Genomic DNA, 16,166 nt, shown 5'->3' on the forward strand with positions numbered 1-16,166 from the left:
GTTCGCGGATTAGGTGCGCGCCTTCTCGAACGCCGCCCAGGCGGATTCGAATGCCGCGAAATCGAAGCCCGGTTCACGCGCGGGCACGAGAACCAGGCGTTCGGTCTGCTGCATCTTCCCGATCGCCGCTGCAAGCCCATCGACCACGTCCGGCGGGATCACCACCGCGCCGTGACGATCAGCATGGACCAGATCGCCGGGGCGGATTGCAAGGCCGAAGATCGTCACCGGGGTGCCTATGGTCCGGACATGGACGAAGCCGTGGCTTGGTCCGACGGAACCGGCGACGACCGGGAACCCCTCGGCCAAGTCGCCGAGATCACGCATCACTCCGTTGGTCAGTGCCCCGGACATGCCGAACCCCTTGTGAATCGTGGTGTTGACCTCGCCCCAAAACGCGCCGATGCAATCCGGAAAATCGACATCCTCGATGACGGCGAGCGACGGTTTGGGGCCCTCGGCCATCGCCTTGTAGTAGGCCATCCGCCGCGCACGGATCACGTCCGCGGGCTCGGACGGGGGGGCCAGAGCGGCGATCTGCGCGGTCACGGCATAACCTACCATGGCGCCGGCGGCAGGGTCGGCGGCGAGCATCGTGCCGCGTGTGAAATCGTCGAAGCCGCGCTTTCCCTGCGCCACCTCGATGGCATTGCAGACGGTAGGCGTGTCGACACGGCGCAGAAGGTCGATAAGGTCCGGGGTCATGATCTCTCCAGCCAGCGGCGCAACGCCGCCGTAGTTTCTACGGGTCTTTCGAGCGTGGGCAGATGGCCGGCGCCATCAATGATCGTGAGGGTCGAATTCGGCAAAAGCCCATGCATCAATTCGTGCCGCGCGACGGGACAAAGCTGATCCTCACGCCCGCAAAGCACGAGGGCCGGTCGATCATAACCGCGAAGCGTCCCTGTCTGATCGATCCGGTCGCGAAGGGCGACAGACTGGTTCACGAAGATTTCGGGCCCGAGGCTCAGCGCCATGTCCATACACAGGTCGAGCAGAGCCTGGCGAGCAGGGGTGTCGCCCAGGTAGTTCGGCTTCATCTCGTCGCGGATGACTTCGGCCAACCTGCCGGCACGGACTTGGGCGATCTGGGAGGCACGGCGGGTTTTGACGGCGTCGGCCTCGGGAAGCGGGTTGGTGTCGAGCAAGGCCACGCGGTCAATCCGCTGGGGAGCCTGGCGGATCATCTCCATGGCCACGATACCGCCCATCGAGAGGCCAACAAGGGCGAACCGATCGGGCGCATCGTGCAGGACCCGTGATGCCATGTCGCCGATCATGTCCTCGTGACGGCCGAAATTCAGGACTTCGCCCCCCAGAGCCGATAGCTGCGGACCGAAGAGTCGGTCATCGCACATCATTCCGGGCAAGAAGACCAGCGGCAGGCTCATGGCGCGCGCCCAGCGCCGTTCGAAAGCGCGCCATGCTTTGCATGGGCGATATCCGGATCAACCCCACTGTAGCCCGCGAAGGTGCCGAAACCGCAATCGCTATCGACGATCACCCGATTGGCGCCAACGACGATCTGCGTTTGCGGGAGTGAGCCGACGTGAGTGGTCATGATGCTGGTCAAGGGAGGTCTTTCGAAACGTCACGATTTGAACGGTGGGCCGGATGCTCAGGTCGCGTCCGGCCCGCATTGCCAATCGATCAGCCGTGCCAGGTGGCCCCGGCGGGATCGTCGGTGGCGACAATATGGTAAAGGGCCGCCTCGCCCGTCATCGAGGGAACCGCGGAATGGGCCAGGTTCTCCGGCACCGACATGGTGTCCCCCGGAGCAAGCGTCACATGGCCGCCATCCCAATCGACGCGCCAGTGCCCCTTGACCGGCATCAGGACCGAGGGCCTGTCATGGCTATGCTTCTGGTCGGTTGCACTGTTGCGCGTGATGAAATCGACCTCGAAGCCGGGCTTGTCGCGGATGATGCCGTTTTCGCCGATCACCTTGACGGCCTTCTCACTGGCCAACGCGAGCATATCGAGGTAGCGCCGCACATAGCCGCCGATCACCTGCATCGCGGTCGGGCAATCCACCTTGGCCACTTCTTCGCGGGTCAGGAGAGGCATCGGCTTCACGCCATCGGGCAGGTTTTCGCCCTTCTTGGAATCGTAGAGCTTGCCGTTTTCGCCGAGGATCAGACCGTGGGCCTTGGCATCCTCGATCACATGCGGTGCCCAGATCACGCCGCCGCCGGCATCGTCGCCGCCGAGGATCGCCATGATCATCCCGTAATCGGTGCCGATATTCTCGAACCCGCGGAAGATGTTGGTGGGGATGTTGAAGATGTCGCCCTCTTCCATGATCACCTCGCCGGCATCGCCCTTCTCGCCCCAGAAGAAGCGCCAGCGGCCCTTGAGGACGAAGAAGACTTCCGCGGTTCGGTGGTTGTGCATCGAATTGCGGCATTTCGGCGGTTGGCCCGCCGCGCCGATGTTGAAGCCGTGCGGGATGGTGATGTGCACGTGCTGATCGGGGCTTTCGGAGACGCCGCCGCCGATGATGGTGAAATTCTCCTTCTGGTCGGAGCCGGGCGTGTGGGCATCGATGAAGGCGGTCTTGCAGGGCATCAGGTCGCCATAGCGGACGATGCGGGATTCCATTTCCTGTGGGGTCATTTCGGGTCTGCCTTGATGGTAGGTGTATTGCGGGATCGACTGTCGCGCGGGACTGCGCCGCGCGCCCGTCCCGGCGGCCGGTTGTTGAGGCGTCGCGCCCGCCGACTGGCAAGCCAGCCATGGCGGGGACGGAGAATGCGTGCGGTCGCCGTCAAGATGCAGCACCCTCGTGCAGAAGGATCTGTTTCCAGATCGCGACCTCGTCCCAGAGGCTCCATTCCCGACGCAGACCGCGGGGGCCGAATTCGGCATGGGTGAACCCCATGATATGCACGGGTGCGTTCGTGGGCGGGCCGAAACGGCCATAGCCCGTGTGCGTTCCATCGAGGCTCCAGCGGATCGCGGCGCGGTCCGGTTCGCCCTTGTCGGAGCGGCCGATACGGTGGTGGACCTTGAAGGCCGCGTCGGGGAAGGCGGTGCGCAGTTGCATCCACTCGGCCTCGGCGAAGGCGCGGGTCCAGCCCGAGACGCCGCCGGCATGGCGGATGTGGCAGGCGCGGTCGTAGACCTCGCCGATGGCGGCGACGTCGAAATTCATGATCCGGGTCAGCGTGTCGGCGAGCTTTTCGCCCAGTTCGTGATCGTTGCCGGAGCCCGAATAGGGACCGGGCCGGTCCTGGTCGGCCGTGAACGGGCGGGTGGCCTTGTCGGGCCCGCCTTCGTTCGTGATCATCGTCGCGGCCCAGTCCCGAGGGCTATGGCCCAACTGCTGCACCATGTCGGAGGTGTCGTAGCAGAGCCATTCGTCGGTGATGACCTCATTCTCGACGAAGCAATCGGCAATGCAATAGGCGGATGCCACACGGCGCGTGGGCGCTCCGAAGATGCCGTGGCCGGTATGGGTGCCGGTGATCATGACGCGATGGGACGACAGATGCCCGCCATTCGCGCCTTCACACCAGATCACGTCATCGGCCAGAAGCTGCTTGTCGGGGAAGGCCGCCTGCGAGGCGAGGGTGTCCTTGATGACTTCGCCATTGCCGAGGATCAGGCCACCCGTGTTGCGCATGACGATGTCGCGGCCATAGTTTTGATGCAACGACGCCATCTTGCGTTCTTCCCAGATCTCGTGGGTGACGCCGATGATGTAGTCGGGAAGGCTGGCGTAGCGGCTCATGTCGTCATTCCGTGCAGATGGATCTGTTTCCAGATCGAAACCTCGTCGATCAGGGTGAATTCGCGGCGCAGGCCCCATTCGCCCCATTCGGCGTGGGTGATGCCCATCACGTGCACCTCGGCGCCGGTCGGCGCGCCGAAATGGCCGGGTCCGTCATGTCCGCCGGTCAGTGACCAGCGCACGGCGGCCCGGTTCGGCGTGCCCGGATCGCTACGACCGATGACATGGTCGATCCGGAACTCGGCCTGCGGGAAGGAGGAGCGCAGGCGCATCCAGTCGGTCTCGGCGAATTCCCAGGACCAGCCACCGCGGCTGCCCCAATGTTCGGTCCGCACGGCGCGATCGTATTCGCGGCGGATCACGGTGAAATCCTTGTCCATGATCCGCTGCAGGATCGCGGCCAGCTTCGCGCCCCATTCGTTGTCGTTGCCTCTGCCGGTATAGGGGCCCTGGACATCATCGCGCGGATGAAACGGCTTTTGACAGCGCTCCGGTCCGCCCTCCTGCTCGATCTGCCAACGCGCATAGTCGGACGGATCCCAGCCCAGTTGCCGCGCGATACCGCCTGCGTCACGGATCAGCCATTCGTCGTCGATCACGTCCGCCTTCGCCGCGCAATCCGCGATCGCCCGGATTTCGAACCGTTTGCCCGTCGGCGCTCCGAACGCGCCATGGCCGGTATGGGTGCCCCAGGTCACGAGCCGGTGCGAGGACAGGTAACGCCCGTCTTCCGGGCCCTCCGACCAGATCACGTCCTCTCCCAGCAAATGGCGATCGGGAAATTCCGCGAGTGTGGCAAGGGTGCCGTCGATCACGCCGGTATTGCCCCTGACCATTCCGGACGGGAAGCGCATCGGGATGTCCTTGCCGTAGTAATGATGCAAGGTGGCAAGCCCCCGCTCTTCCCATATCTCGTGCGTGATCTTCAGGATATAGTCGGGCAGGTCTTTGAAGTTGTTCGAAAAATCTCTCATTCGCATTGTCCGGTTCCAAGCAGTATCTGTTTCCAGATCGCGGTTTCATCGATCAGTGTCCATTCGCGGCGCAGGGTCGGATCGCCGGTGCCGAACGGACCCCATTCGGCGTGGCTCATTCCCATGATGTAGACGTCGGCTCCCGTCGGTCGTCCGAACCGGCCCCAGCCGGAATGCCGGCCATGGAGCGACCAACGCAGCGCCGAGCGGGGTGGCATCAACGGATCGCTCCGGCCAATCACGTGTTCGATGCGAAACGCGGCATCGGGGAACGCCGCGCGCAGTCCCATCCAGAATTGATCCGCCTCGGCCCAGCCCTGTGTCGTCACGTGACCCGGGTAGTGCAGCCCGACGGCCCGGTCGTAGTGGCGCGGGATCACGTCCATGTCGCCGTCCATGATGGCCTGAAGCAGCTCGGCATGCTTCGCGCCCCATGGATCGTCGTTGCCCTTGCCAACATAGGGACCGGCGACATCGTTCTCGGGCGTCATCGGCTTGACGCAATGCTCCGGCCCGCCCTCTCGCGCGATCAGGTCTCGGGTCCAATCGACGAGGTCGAAGCCCATCTGGCGCACGACGGCCGATTGGTCGCGCACCAGCCATTCGTCGTAGACTGCGTCATCCCGGATCGCGCAATCGGCGAGGATCCTGTAGGTCAGCCGTGCGCCGGTCGGAGCGCCATACATGCCCGGCCGGGCATGGGTCGCGGTGCACACCAGCCGATGCGACGACAAGAAAGCATCCGAGGTGCTGGTCGCCCGGTCCGGGTCCTCGCACCAGATCACATCCTCGCCCAGCAGCTCGCGATCGGGAAATTCGGCCAGGGTCGCCATCGTTGCGGCGATCACCCGGCTGTTGTCGATCAGCACCGACGCAGGGGACCGGACGATCAATCCCGGCGCGTAGCGGGTTCGCAAGGACCCGATCTTCCGGTCCTCCCAGATCTCCTTTGTGATGCCGATGATGAAATCGGGGACATCGCGCCATCGTTGTTCGAACCCGTGCATGACTCAGGCTTCCTTCCTTCTTGTGCTGTTGCGTAGCACGAGTTCGCCGCGGATCGCGGTGCGTTCCGGCAGCAGGTCTCGGTCGTCGATGCGGCTCAGCAATGTCTGAACCGTCTTTGCGACCATCTTGTTGATCGGTTGGCGGTAACTGGTGAGGTCGTAGGATGGCCAGCTGGCCAGCGGCACATCATCGAAACCCACGACCCCGACATCCCCGGGAATACTGAGTTCGAGTTTGAAGCGCAGCGCATCCATGACGGCGAAGGCCATGTGATCATTCGCCACGAAAACGGCCTCGGGACGGTTGCGGCCACTGAACATCTCGAATGCGGCGGCGCGCGCCTGCGCATAGTCGAAGCCGCCGACTTCGCGCGCGGCCAACTTGACACCGGCTTTGGCAAGCCCATCGTGAAACCCGCTTTCCCGTTGGCGCTGGGTCGAGGCGCCCTCAAACCCGGCAATATAGCCGATCTCCCGATAGCCGCATTCAACCAGATGCGTCGCCACGATCTCGCCGCCCAGTCGGTTGTCGGTGGTGACGGAGCACAACCTTTCGTCGTCCTGTTCGCGGTTGAAGAGCACGACGGGAATGCCGTGGTCGTGGCACCGCTTGGCAAGACTGGAGGACATCGACACCGAGGCAAGGACGATCCCATCCACCTGGTAGTCGAGGATTTCCGTCAAGACGTCCTGAACGTCGCCGACAGTCGGCGACGCCATGAAAACCAGAACATGATAGCCCTCCGCCTGCAGGGCGACAGACAGCTTCTGGATCGCCTCCGGATAGAATTGGTTGTCGAGATAGGCCACCACGAGGCCGATGATGCGGCTCTTGCCGGTGATCATGGCGCGCGCCAGCGTGTTGGGCCGATAACCCAGCTCCTTCGCGGCCTTGAGAACCTTCTTGCGCGTGCTCTCTGACGCACTTGCGCCAGGCGAAAACACCCGGCTGACCGCGGATTGGCTGACGCCCGCACGCTTGGCGACTTCGAGGGAGTTCACACGATCAGGCATCAGTCGGCCGTCCAACCCCCGTCCACGAGAAGAGACGTTCCAGTGACCAGTGCCGCAGCGTCCGAAGCGAGGTAGAGCACTGCGCCCATGATATCTTCGACCTCGCCTATGCGCCCAAGCTTGATCTTCTCCGCGATCCACTGCGCGCGCTTAGGGTTGTCGAAGGTCGCGGCCGTCAGCGGCGTCCGGATGAAGGTCGGGCAGACGGTGTTGATGCGGATACCCTTTGGCCCCCATTCCACTGCCATCGACTTCACCATGCCTTCCAATCCATGCTTGGAGGCGGCGTAGACGGCGCGGTCGATCCCGCCGACATGGCCCATCTGGCTGCTGATGTGAATGATCGAACCACCGCCGGCCATCCGTGCCGCCGTTCGAGAGGACAGGAAATACGCCGCCCGCAGGTTCAGCCCCATCACCGCATCAAAATCCTCTGGGGTCGTGTCGAGCGCCGGGGAATGGCGTGCCATGCCGGCCGAATTGACCACGATGCCGAACGCGGCCTGTCCAGCCAACGCCGCTTCGAGGGCCGGAAGATCGCCCATGTCGAGCACCAGCATCTCTACTGAGTGCCCCGCGTCGCCAAGGGCGCTGACGGTGGCCTGTAAGCGATCCGCCCCGCGCGCCGCGCACACTACATGCGCCCCGGCCTCGGCCAACGCGACGGCGCAGGCCTGGCCTATGCCCGAAGAGGCACCGGTCACGAGGGCGCGGCGTCCGTCGAGCCGGAAGCTTGGGGTCCGTGGCAGGTTCACTCCGCCGCCTCCCTGTGGGGCGCGCCCTCGCCATAGGGGACGTTGACACCGCCGTAGCGGCGCACACGGATATTGCATTGCTCCGCGTGCCCCACGAAACCCTCCAACATGCACAGGCGCGAGCCGTATTCGCCGATCATGGTCGCGGCTTCGTCCGTCAGCACTTTCTGGTAGGAGTGGGTTTTCAGGAACTTGCCGACCCAAAGACCACCGGTATACCGCCCGGCCTTTTTCGTCGGTAGCGTGTGGTTGGTGCCGATGACCTTGTCACCATTGGCCACGTTGGTACGAGGCCCAAGGAACAGCGCGCCGTAGCAGGTCATGTGCTCGAGGAACCAGTCGTCGCGGTCGGTCATCACTTGGACATGCTCGGACGCGATATCGTCGGCGACCGCCAGCATCTCGTCATAGGTGTCGCAGACGATGACCTCGCCGTATTCTTCCCAACTGGTGCGGGCGGTGTCGGCGGTGGGCAGGATCGCCAGCAGGCGCTCGATCTCGGCCATGGTATCGCGGGCGAGCCGTTCGGAATTGGTCAGCAGCACGCAGGGGCTGTTGTAGCCATGCTCGGCCTGGCCCAGCAGGTCGGTGGCGCAAAGCTCGGCGTCAGCCGCGGTCTCGTCCGCGATGACCATTGTCTCGGTCGGACCGGCGAAGAGGTCGATGCCCACGCGCCCGAACAGTTGCCGCTTGGCCTCGGCGACGAAGGCATTGCCTGGGCCCACCAGCATGTGCACCGGCTCGATCGTTTCGGTGCCGATCGCCATGGCGCCGACGGCCTGGATGCCGCCCATCACGTAGATCTCGTGCGCGCCGCCCAGATGCATGGCGGCGATCACCGCCGGGTTTGGCTCGCCCTTGAAGGGCGGCGTCGCGGCGATGATGCGCGGTACACCCGCCACAGCGGCGGTGGCAACCGACATGTGCGCCGAGGCGACCATCGGGAACTTGCCGCCCGGCACGTAGCAGCCCACCGATTGGACGGGGATGTTCTTGTGACCGAGGATGACGCCGGGCAGCGTCTCCACCTCGATATCGAGCATCGAGTCGCGCTGCGCCTTTGCGAAGTTGCGGACCTGTTCCTGGGCGAAGCGGATATCGGCCATCTCGCGGTCGCTGACGCGCGCGATCAGCGCTGCGATCTCATCGTCGCTCAGCCGGTAGCTTTCGCGGTCGTACTTGTCGAATTTCAACGACATCTCGCGCACGGCGGCGTCGCCATGTCGCTCGATATCCGCCAGCGCAGACTCCACGATAGCTCGGGTATTGGCGTCGTCCTCCGCCCGCTCGTCGGCTGGCTTGCCGTGCTTCAGGTATGTGACGCTCATTTCTTAAACCTTTCTTGTGACCTGCGGCGAAACCTGCAGGACGCCGGGTGCCGCTGCCCTTGGTCCTTCCAATCACCTTTGGCGGCTCGGGGCCTCTTCATCCGTGTGCGACCACGGCACCGGAAACCGTATCGAACAGGTGACAGATGTTCGAAGGGATGCGGGCGTTGACGGTTTCCCCGATCTCGGCGCGGTATTCCTTGTTGGTCTTGATCGACACGAGCGCACCGCCGAGTCGCCAGGTGATCATGGACGCCTCGCCCAAGAGTTCGATGGAATAAACCGGGGCCGAGATGTTGCCGGGCCCTTCGATGATCTCGGCGTCCTCGGCGCGGAAGCCCAGGGTGATGTTGCCCGACACGTCGGTCGGCAGCCCTTCAACGCGGATGCCTTCGCCCTGAAAGACGCCATCCTTCAGAGTGCCTTCCACGAGGTTCATGGCAGGTGAGCCGATGAAGCTTGCCACGAAGGTATTGGCGGGGTTGTCGTATATCTCGGTCGGCGTTCCGACCTGCTGGATCTTGCCGGCATTCATCACCACCACGCGGTCGGCGAGCGTCATCGCCTCGATCTGGTCATGGGTCACGTAGACCGTTGTCACCTTCAGCTTGGATTGCAGGTTCTTGATCTGCGCCCGGGTCGAGACCCGCAGCTTGGCGTCGAGGTTGGAGAGCGGTTCATCCATCAAGAAGACGGTCGGCTTGCGCACGATGGCGCGTCCAAGGGCCACGCGCTGGCGCTGACCGCCGGACAGCTCGGCCGGTCGGCGGTGCATGAAATCCTCCAACTCGACCATACGGACCGCCCGCATCACCATATCGTCATGCTGTTCACGCGGAACCTTCCGCACCCGAAGCGGAAACCGGATATTCTCGTAGACGCTCAGGTTCGGGTAGAGCCCGTAGGACTGGAACACCATGGAGATGTCACGATCCTTGGGTTCCAGCTTGTTGACGACCCTGTCTCCGAGCAAGATCTCCCCGTCGGTCACATCCTCCAGCCCTGCGATCATGCGCATGGTGGTGGACTTGCCGCAGCCCGAGGGCCCAAGCAGAACAAGGAATTCCTGGTCGGCGATGTCGAGGTCGAAATTTTCGACGCCGACAAAGGTCCCCCAGCGCTTGTTTACATTCTTGAGTTGCAATCTGGCCATGGAAAGCCTCCCTTTATCCTTTGACGGCGCCAGCTGTGAGACCGCTGACGATCTGGCGCTGGAAAAACAGAATGAGCACGAAGAGCGGCACGATCGCCGAAACAACGGCCGCGACCGCATACATGACCTTGCCGTCCGCCTGGGTCGATCCGAGGAAGGCGTTGAGCCGCGGGATCATCGTGTAATTGTCCGACGACAGCAGCATCGAGGTCACGGTGAAGTCGTTGTAGGCCAGCAGGAAGCTGAACAGGCCCGTTGTCACCACGCCCGGCCACATGACCGGGATGATCGCCAGGCGGAATGCCTGGAACCGGGTGCAACCGTCGACCATCGCCGCCTCGTCCAGATCCTTCGGGATCGACAGGAAGAAGCTGTGCAGCATCCAAAGGGTGAAGGGCTGGTTGATCGCCACCAGAACGATGATGGTCGTGGGCAGATAGCCCCAGATGTTCAACTCGAAGAACGGCAGCAGGTAGCCCGAGACCAGCGTGACATGGGGCATGGCGCGGAAGACCAGAGCCGCCATCAGCAGCCAGAAGGTGTACTTGAAACCCGACCGCGCCAACGCGTAGCCGCCGAGCGTGCCGATGGTCAGCGAGATGGCCACGACCGAGACCGTGACGATCGCGGTATTGATCACCGCCCGCCAGAATTCCTCCTCGATCCAGGCGCCGAAATAGCCCGATCCGGTGAAGGCGCTTCCGTACTGGCGCTCCGTGACCGGCCCGGTGAGGACATTCATCCAGTCGGCGCGAGAGAAGAAGTCGCCTTCGGCCTTGAAGCTGCCCCACATCGTCCAGAGGAACGGAAACGCGGCAATGACCAGCCAGACCACCACGAAGGCGGTTGAAAGCACGACCAGGGATGGCGGCTTGCGATTTGCGAGACTTGACATGAACGCCTCCCCTTCAGGCCTTGCGGTTGAATTCGCGCCAATTGCGGCGCAGCACCGGCATCAACAAAATGATGACCCCGAGGATGGTAAGCATCGACGTCGCCGCGGCTGACCCGAAAAGCGGGGATTCCGCGGCGCGCAGGTCGCTGTAGATCAGGTAGCTGAGTGACGTGGCGCTGGCCGCTGCCGAGAAGCCGATGATCGGCTCGAAGACCCGGAAATTGTCCATCAGCTGCATCAGCGCGATGAAGGTCGCAAGCGGCATGAGATATGGCACGGTCACGAAGCGGATCCGTTCCCAGCGACTGGCGCCATCGACCATGGCAGACTCCAGCGTGTCCTGCGGCACGGTCTGCAGCCCCGCGTAGAAGACAACGAACGCGAACGGCGCAGAATGCCAGACCCCGTAGACGAACAGCGTGATCCAGGTGAGCGTGACGGAGGCTTTCAGCGAAAGGTTCGGATCGCTGAAAATCGCCTGCAGAGCGGCCCCGATCACACCGCGCGAGTCGATCATCCAGAACAGGACGAGTGACCCCACCAAGGGCGTCACGATCATCGGCAGCAACGAGAAGAAGATGACCGGTCCCTTCAACATCTTGGGGATCGAATTCACGACGACGGCAATCACGAACCCGAGCAGGATCACCAGAGGTGTCACGATGATTGTGTAGGCGATCGTGAAGATGAGGGCCTTGTAGAAGGGCAGGTTCATGATCCTGTTGCGGATCTCGCCGAAATTCTCGCTGGAGGCGACGATTTCTGAAATCTCGTCGAAGGCAAGGTGACTGGAATTGGTGTAGGTTCCCAGGCCGTTGAACCTGCCGGCGGGCTGTTCTTCCCGTAGCTGCGCCATCGCTGCGCCATCGACGCTGACATCGGCGGTGCAACCGAACGGACCGCAAGTTTCCGTCTGGATCATGATCTGTTCGTGTTCGATGAAAAGCGACTGATATCCGACCGAGAAGATCGGGATCGCGATAAACAGGATCATCGCCAGAAGTGATGGCCAGATGAAGGCGAGGAAGGTCTTGTGCGGCATGGCTAACCCCTTGGCCGCGACGTCCCTTGACGCGGCTCCACCCCAGCATGACCGGCGAACGATCCGGTCGGAACCAGGAGATGTGAAGGGGCGGCCCGCAGGCCGCCCCTCGCGGATGTGTTCAATTCAGAAAGCCCGCTTCGGTTGCTGCGGTCCGGTAGGCAGCGGACACGTCAGCAAGTGCCTGCTCTGCGCTTTCGCTGCCCTGAAGGTATTCGGCGAGGTTGTCGCCGAGCGCGGTATGCAAAAGCCCCATGAAGGGCAGCATCGGGTAGGGCCGAGCGCCATTCTGCAAGTTGGAGACCACACCAACTGCTGCCGGTGTCGGCTCATACCCGTCGATGAGCCACACTGCGGATTCGGCGTTCTCGGCCATCATCTCGGGCGAGATGCCGTTCATCATGGCGATGAACGAGGCTTCCGCGTCCTCGTCCGAGATATTGCGGGCGATCGTGAAGCCATCCCACCAGAGCGCGGCACCCGGGATCGTGTTGCCCCCGACGAACAGGGCGTGGCTGAAGCGCGTGTCCGCTGCGACATCGGGATCGGAAGCGTCCGGACCGATGATTTCGCCGGCGCGGCTGCCCCAGCCGATGGCGATGGCGTTTTCACCCGCCTCCCAGATCGGCGCAGTCGTGTTGCTGTCGAAGGTCGCCCAATCGCCATCCATGAAGGAGACCATCTCGCGCAATGTTTCGAGCACGAGAAGGGACTCCTCGTTGTCGATATTCAGCTCGGCCGTGCCCGGAACGAAGAGGTCGTTGCCGGTGCCGAGATACATGTTCACGAATTCCGCGGCGATGTTCCAGCCCGGCGCCATGTTCGAGGCAATGGGGTTCTCGAGAACACCGGCTTCGCGCAGGGCGGCCGCGGCGGCAAGCATTTCCTCGTAGGTCGTCGGCACCTCGATGCCATTCTCGGCAAGGATGCTCTCGCGGTAATAGAGGTGCTGCGCGTTGGCCATGAACGCGATTGCCATGATCCGTCCGTCGACACGGATCAGCTGGCTTTCCTGCAGCTGTTGACCATGCTCGGCCACGAGGTCGTCCAGAGGACGGATGAGGTCTGCATTCAGCAGCGGAACGACGGAGTTCGTCGCGACAATGGCGACGGTATAGGTTGCCGGGTCGATGGACAGCGCCGGCACCTGGATGTTCTTGTGTTCTTCCGTGTGATTTGACGTCACCGTTACGGTGTCCGATGCGCACTGCCCGGCCCATTCCGTCACTGCACGCAGTGCCGCGAAATCGTTTCCGAGAATGTCCACGCGCCCGGTTTCGATGCCGCAATCCGCGAGCGCACCACCACCGGATGCTATCAGCGCCGCAGCCGCGACAGTGGCTTTGAGGGTATAGTTCATTTCCGTCTCCCCGTTGGAAATCTGCGCATTTCTGTGCCCCGCGAACGGATGGCGCGCGCATTGACTTTCGACCGTCTTCGAGTCGGGCCAATCGCCCACTCGGGAGTTAAACTAGTAGATTTTGACTACGAATGCAATATCCTTGAGAATGTGGCTGGCTGGTCGGAAAGGTGCTCTGGCCCCACCACAACACGCGGCACGACCCCAACGAAGATCACGCGCCGACAAAACGGCGACGCAGCGGTAGGCAAAGGCCGATGCAGTGACGCGCACATTGGTTCGCACGTCCGGGCGCATGGATGGCACCGGAAGAAGAAAGCACCGCAATTACTCGTAACTGCGGCGATATACCGGCGCTCAATGCGCAGGTTCTCCGAGGCGGATCGGAAGCGGGGCTCATTCCGTTGATGCTAGCCCGATCCGGAAACCACACCGCCCAACTGACGTTCCCAGTTTGCTGAGCGCAAGCCCCGCTGCTGCTGACCGCCTCAGAGCAGCGCTGCGATTCGGTATTGCAATGGTATGCAATTGATGCTCGATTGCATTCGAATTTATGGATTCAGGACATCGAACAGGAAAGGAGGCCCGCGATGCCGGGCAAGGGCGAGGAAGACACCAAGACCAACAAGGCGCCTGCAAAAGGCGGCGGGCCAGTCCTTCAGGTCGAACGCCGGGACTTCGTGGACCTTGTTCCGACCGACAGGGGCCGCGTCCAGCCGATGAAGGGCTTCGACCCGATCTATACGGATATCGTCGATTACATCGTTCGCTGCACTCACCGGATCTGGGACGAACGGGATGTCGGCTTGATCTACACGCATTACACCCACAATTGCGTCGTCTATGGCGCCACCGGGACCGTCTACAACCGAGAGGACGTGGTCCACGACACCATTCGCCGCCTTGCATTGCTGCCCGAGCGGCGCGGCATGGCGACCCAGATCATCTGGAACGGCAACGAGGATGACGGGTTCTACACCTCGCATCTTGTGACCGGAAGCGGGCGGCACACGCAGCGCGGCATCTACGGCAAGCCCACCGGACGCAGCTTCGTCGCGCGCACCATCGCCGACTGCATGATCCACGAGAACAAGATTTACCGCGAATGGCTGGTCGTCGATTCCATGGCGCAGGTGAAACAGATCGGCCTGGACCCGCAGGCCTATGCCGAAAACCTTGCACGGCCTTATTTCGAAAAGGGATTGCTTGCCGTCGACATGGGTGAGACGCGTCGGTTGATCGGACAATATCCGCCTGAAAGCGAGCCCGACACATCGATTGCCAACACGCCGGAAGAGGAGACCGTTCTTCGCTGGCTGCATGAGATCCACAACCGCCGCATGTTCGGAAAGATCCGCGACGTCTACGCGCCCAACGTGCAGTATCACGGCCCCTTGATGAAGGAGCTGGTCGGCCAGGCGGCCGTCACACATCAGGTTATCGGCCTCTACGCGACCGTCCCGGACGGAGCCTTCCTGCCACAGCATATCTGTTCGGTGCCCTGCGACGAAGGTGGGATCAAAGTCGCAGTGCGCTGGCTTGTCGAGGGGCATCACATGGGCTGGGGCGTGTTCGAGGAACTCGGAGCGCCAACCGGCAAGCGGCTGCAAATCATGGGGATGAGCCATTTCCATATCAAAGGCGGCAAGGTCGTCGATGAATGGACGAACATCGACGAGATGTCTTTGCTGATGCAGATCAAGCTGGCACAGATGGCGGACGCGGCCGGACTGATCCCCGACCCCGATTAACCCCTGCCCCGCCCCGCGTGAAACGATCAGGGGCCAGATCGCGCGACACGGGCGTCAATCCGGTCGGCGGACCGTACCTCTCTCGACGACTTGCCCCTCGAAGACCAGGCGCTGCGCCTCGGCATCGGGCGCAGCGATGCGGTCGAGCAGAAGATCGACCGTGGCCGAGACCATCCTTCGGACAGGCTGTCGCACGGTCGTCAGATTGTAGCTTTTCCAGCGCGCCATCGGAACATCATCATAGCCGATGACCGACACATCTTCGGGCACCCGCAGGCCCAGGTCGTGGCGAAGCACGTCCATGACAGCGAAGGCCATGTGATCGTTGGCGACGAAAACCGCATCCGGACGGGTCGCAGTGGCAAACATGCGACGGGTGGCAGACTCGGCCTGATCGTGGTGGAAATCGCCAACCTCACGGGCAAACAGCGTGTGTCCGGCCGCGGCAAGGCCCGCAAGAAACCCGGCCTCCCGGTCTCTTTGCGTCGAGGCGCCGTGCCAACCCGCGATGTGGGCGATCCTGCGGCACCCGCTCTGCAACAGGTAGTCGGCCACCGCACGCCCCCCGGTCACATTGTCGGAACTGACCCCGGACAGGTCAGGGTGGTCTTGTGAACGGTTGAACATCACGATCGGGATATCCGCATCATTGATCGCCCGGGTCAGTTCATTTGAAAGACCGACGGACGCCGTAATCAGCCCCTCGACGCGGTAGTCGAGGAGTTCCTCGATCACTTGGTCGGTCTTGCCGGCGACATCGGCCGCCATAAAGGTCAGGACGTGGTAATTTCTGGCCTGAAGCTCAAGGGCCAGACGCTCGAATGCTTCGGAAAAGAACTGGTTTTCGAAATGCGCGACCACCAGAGCCACGATCCGGCTTCGCCCGGTGATCATGGCCTGTGCCAGCCGATTGGGTCGATATCCCAGTTGGTCGGCCGCTTCCCTCACCCGCCTTGTCATCGCATCCGAGACACTCGCATCCGGAGAAAAGACCCGGCTTACCGCCGACTGGCTGACGCCGGCAAGCCGCGCGACGTCGTAGGACGTAACTGTTCGTTTGTTCCGTAATTGACCCTTCAATCGCTTCCGCCTCGCTGTCTCCAATGGTCACGAACAAGCGCCTTACGACCACTTGCATTCGAATGCATAACCTG

Annotated in this window: 15 protein-coding genes and 1 pseudogene; 1 reads left to right on the plus strand and 15 read right to left on the minus strand. The window is 62.7% G+C overall.

Annotated features, from left to right (window positions below; all coding sequences use genetic code 11):
- Positions 1–9: 9 nt before the first annotated feature.
- The 14 genes and pseudogenes from KUL25_RS12315 to KUL25_RS12380 form a co-directional block, all read right to left on the minus strand.
- Positions 10–705 (minus strand): RraA family protein, encoded by a 696-nt coding sequence (locus KUL25_RS12315; protein WP_257893205.1) that lies wholly within the window; start codon positions 703–705, stop codon positions 10–12.
- Positions 702–1,391 carry an alpha/beta fold hydrolase gene (locus tag KUL25_RS12320; protein ID WP_257893206.1) on the minus strand — a complete coding sequence of 230 codons (690 nt, stop codon included), beginning with the start codon at positions 1,389–1,391 and terminating at the stop codon, positions 702–704. The genes KUL25_RS12315 and KUL25_RS12320 overlap by 4 nt, the downstream gene beginning before the upstream one ends.
- Positions 1,388–1,522, minus strand: a pseudogene (locus KUL25_RS12325) (epoxyalkane--coenzyme M transferase); the annotation flags it as partial. The pseudogene KUL25_RS12325 and the gene KUL25_RS12320, both read right to left, overlap by 4 nt.
- A 128-nt stretch (positions 1,523–1,650) precedes the next feature.
- Positions 1,651–2,616, minus strand: a complete 966-nt coding sequence (locus KUL25_RS12330) for a cupin domain-containing protein (protein WP_257893207.1) — start codon at positions 2,614–2,616, stop codon at positions 1,651–1,653.
- Positions 2,617–2,767: 151 nt separating this feature from the next.
- A complete protein-coding gene (locus KUL25_RS12335) occupies positions 2,768–3,733 on the minus strand; it encodes a nuclear transport factor 2 family protein (RefSeq protein ID WP_257893208.1) in 966 nt (321 codons plus the stop codon).
- A complete protein-coding gene (locus KUL25_RS12340; protein WP_257893209.1) occupies positions 3,730–4,707 on the minus strand; it encodes a nuclear transport factor 2 family protein in 978 nt (325 codons plus the stop codon). Before KUL25_RS12340 ends, KUL25_RS12335 begins: the two co-directional genes overlap by 4 nt.
- Entirely contained in the window at positions 4,704–5,714 is a 1,011-nt protein-coding gene (locus KUL25_RS12345; RefSeq protein WP_257893210.1) for an ester cyclase, read from the minus strand. The genes KUL25_RS12340 and KUL25_RS12345 overlap by 4 nt, the downstream gene beginning before the upstream one ends.
- A gap of 3 nt (positions 5,715–5,717) precedes the next feature.
- Positions 5,718–6,728 carry a LacI family DNA-binding transcriptional regulator gene (locus KUL25_RS12350; protein WP_257894857.1) on the minus strand — a complete coding sequence of 337 codons (1,011 nt, stop codon included), beginning with the start codon at positions 6,726–6,728 and terminating at the stop codon, positions 5,718–5,720.
- Entirely contained in the window at positions 6,728–7,483 is a 756-nt protein-coding gene (locus KUL25_RS12355; RefSeq protein WP_257893211.1) for an SDR family NAD(P)-dependent oxidoreductase, read from the minus strand. The genes KUL25_RS12350 and KUL25_RS12355 overlap by 1 nt, the downstream gene beginning before the upstream one ends.
- Positions 7,480–8,811 carry a histidinol dehydrogenase gene (gene hisD, locus KUL25_RS12360; protein ID WP_257893212.1) on the minus strand — a complete coding sequence of 444 codons (1,332 nt, stop codon included), beginning with the start codon at positions 8,809–8,811 and terminating at the stop codon, positions 7,480–7,482. The genes KUL25_RS12355 and hisD overlap by 4 nt, the downstream gene beginning before the upstream one ends.
- Before the next feature lie 97 nt (positions 8,812–8,908).
- Positions 8,909–9,964 carry an ABC transporter ATP-binding protein gene (locus KUL25_RS12365; RefSeq protein ID WP_257893213.1) on the minus strand — a complete coding sequence of 352 codons (1,056 nt, stop codon included), beginning with the start codon at positions 9,962–9,964 and terminating at the stop codon, positions 8,909–8,911.
- A gap of 13 nt (positions 9,965–9,977) precedes the next feature.
- Positions 9,978–10,859 (minus strand): carbohydrate ABC transporter permease, encoded by an 882-nt coding sequence (locus KUL25_RS12370; protein WP_257893214.1) that lies wholly within the window; start codon positions 10,857–10,859, stop codon positions 9,978–9,980.
- A 13-nt stretch (positions 10,860–10,872) separates the two neighbouring features.
- Positions 10,873–11,901, minus strand: coding sequence for a carbohydrate ABC transporter permease (locus KUL25_RS12375; RefSeq protein ID WP_257893215.1), 1,029 nt, complete (start codon positions 11,899–11,901; stop codon positions 10,873–10,875).
- Positions 11,902–12,022: 121 nt separating this feature from the next.
- A complete protein-coding gene (locus KUL25_RS12380) occupies positions 12,023–13,261 on the minus strand; it encodes an ABC transporter substrate-binding protein (protein WP_257893216.1) in 1,239 nt (412 codons plus the stop codon).
- 590 nt (positions 13,262–13,851) lie between these two features.
- Between KUL25_RS12380 and KUL25_RS12385 the strand changes: the two genes are divergently transcribed.
- A complete protein-coding gene (locus tag KUL25_RS12385) occupies positions 13,852–15,012 on the plus strand; it encodes a nuclear transport factor 2 family protein (protein ID WP_257893217.1) in 1,161 nt (386 codons plus the stop codon).
- 54 nt (positions 15,013–15,066) lie between these two features.
- Here KUL25_RS12385 and KUL25_RS12390 read toward each other — a convergent pair whose 3' ends face one another.
- Complete coding sequence (locus KUL25_RS12390) at positions 15,067–16,092, minus strand: LacI family DNA-binding transcriptional regulator (RefSeq protein WP_257893218.1); 1,026 nt, start codon at positions 16,090–16,092, stop codon at positions 15,067–15,069.
- Positions 16,093–16,166: the final 74 nt, after the last annotated feature.

The organism is Gymnodinialimonas phycosphaerae (assembly GCF_019195455.1).
Classification (GTDB): Bacteria; Pseudomonadota; Alphaproteobacteria; order Rhodobacterales; family Rhodobacteraceae; genus Gymnodinialimonas; species Gymnodinialimonas phycosphaerae.

Bases quoted from the DNA above. Each gene is read 5' to 3' on its own strand.
- KUL25_RS12315 (WP_257893205.1), bottom strand. From the start codon at position 705: ATGACCCCGGACCTTATCGACCTTCTGCGCCGTGTCGACACGCCTACC.
- KUL25_RS12320 (WP_257893206.1), bottom strand. From the start codon at position 1,391: ATGAGCCTGCCGCTGGTCTTCTTGCCCGGAATGATGTGCGATGACCGA.
- KUL25_RS12330 (WP_257893207.1), bottom strand. From the start codon at position 2,616: ATGACCCCACAGGAAATGGAATCCCGCATCGTCCGCTATGGCGACCTG.
- KUL25_RS12335 (WP_257893208.1), bottom strand. From the start codon at position 3,733: ATGAGCCGCTACGCCAGCCTTCCCGACTACATCATCGGCGTCACCCAC.
- KUL25_RS12340 (WP_257893209.1), bottom strand. From the start codon at position 4,707: ATGAGAGATTTTTCGAACAACTTCAAAGACCTGCCCGACTATATCCTG.
- KUL25_RS12345 (WP_257893210.1), bottom strand. From the start codon at position 5,714: ATGCACGGGTTCGAACAACGATGGCGCGATGTCCCCGATTTCATCATC.
- KUL25_RS12350 (WP_257894857.1), bottom strand. From the start codon at position 6,728: ATGCCTGATCGTGTGAACTCCCTCGAAGTCGCCAAGCGTGCGGGCGTC.
- hisD (WP_257893212.1), bottom strand. From the start codon at position 8,811: ATGAGCGTCACATACCTGAAGCACGGCAAGCCAGCCGACGAGCGGGCG.
- KUL25_RS12365 (WP_257893213.1), bottom strand. From the start codon at position 9,964: ATGGCCAGATTGCAACTCAAGAATGTAAACAAGCGCTGGGGGACCTTT.
- KUL25_RS12370 (WP_257893214.1), bottom strand. From the start codon at position 10,859: ATGTCAAGTCTCGCAAATCGCAAGCCGCCATCCCTGGTCGTGCTTTCA.
- KUL25_RS12375 (WP_257893215.1), bottom strand. From the start codon at position 11,901: ATGCCGCACAAGACCTTCCTCGCCTTCATCTGGCCATCACTTCTGGCG.
- KUL25_RS12380 (WP_257893216.1), bottom strand. From the start codon at position 13,261: ATGAACTATACCCTCAAAGCCACTGTCGCGGCTGCGGCGCTGATAGCA.
- KUL25_RS12385 (WP_257893217.1), top strand. From the start codon at position 13,852: ATGCCGGGCAAGGGCGAGGAAGACACCAAGACCAACAAGGCGCCTGCA.